Source organism: Pseudonocardia sp. EV170527-09 (assembly GCF_008369905.1).
Taxonomy (GTDB): domain Bacteria; phylum Actinomycetota; class Actinomycetes; order Mycobacteriales; family Pseudonocardiaceae; genus Pseudonocardia.
In genome coordinates, this window is record NZ_VRMC01000259.1 from 1 (window position 1) to 1,025 (window position 1,025).

Annotated in this window: 1 protein-coding gene; it reads left to right on the forward strand. The window is 68.2% G+C overall.

Annotated elements, in window-relative coordinates; all coding sequences use genetic code 11:
* Positions 1-277, forward strand: a 277-nt coding sequence (locus FVA95_RS28945; RefSeq protein ID WP_205016041.1) for a hypothetical protein, incomplete at its 5' end; no start/stop codon positions are given.
* Between the last annotated feature and the right edge of the window lie 748 nt (positions 278-1,025).

Genomic DNA, 1,025 nt, shown 5'->3' on the forward strand with positions numbered 1-1,025 from the left:
CGGGCCCGCTGTATCAGAAACCTGTGGCAAGATCCCGGGCATGCCGAAACGGGAAGCCCAAGGCGGGCGCCCCTCCAAGGGGGCCCGCGACACGATGGTGACCCGGTTGCCTGCCGACGAGGGCGCCGCGGTCCGTCAGCTGGCCGTCGACCTTGACTGGAGTTACTCCGACACAGTGGCAGCCTTGATCAGGTTCGGCATGCAGCATCGTGAACAGCTGCCGATCGCATTCACCAGCCACGGTCAGGAGGAGCTGCCTCTGAACAAGGCCTCCTAAAAGAGACCGAGGCGACCCCCTGGCTGGCCGGGGGTCGCCTCGGTTCGTTCGTTCTCGCATCAGGTCGGACCTGTACCCGCCTGATGCCGTAGCCCCGGCGAACCGGGGTCGATCCCCCACCTGCGAAGAAGGGGTGCTTTCGCGTGTCCAGGATACATCCTGGGCCGGGAGCCGACCACCACAGACACGGGGTAAGTTCGTCGTGCCCAGAATCGGAGCGCTCGCCAGCAGCGGGCACCGGGTTCTGCACTCTGTGCTACGAGCACGGCGCCTTCACCCTGGCCTCCGGCCCCTCCCAGCTCTGCCTGCTCCACCAACTGCCACTCAATGGTCAGTGGGCAACCGACAACTTCGGCATCCGCGCCGCGGTCGCACCGAGCCGTACTCCTCGGGGTAAGGCCGCCCGCCGCCGCAGCGGACCTGCCAGCGGCCCCGGCCGTAGGAGTCGGGCGCTACCGCCGAGCAGACGGGCGCTGGCACGCGGTGTCGCCAGAGCCCGGGCGCGACACCGCGCCGGGTTCATCCCGCACCCGGGCTGGCGCAACTTCATCGACCGGGAGTACCGGGTCTTGCTGGACCAGCGCGAGGCCCTCGACTACGTGGCTCGCCTGGTCGACGACGAGGAGTGGCGTTCAGACAAGCGGCGTAGCTGGTCGGCGATCCTGCGGAGACTGGTGTGCCATATGGACTGGGAGACCGGCCTGATCACCGGACTCACCACACAACGCCTGGGCGCTGCTGGTGACCG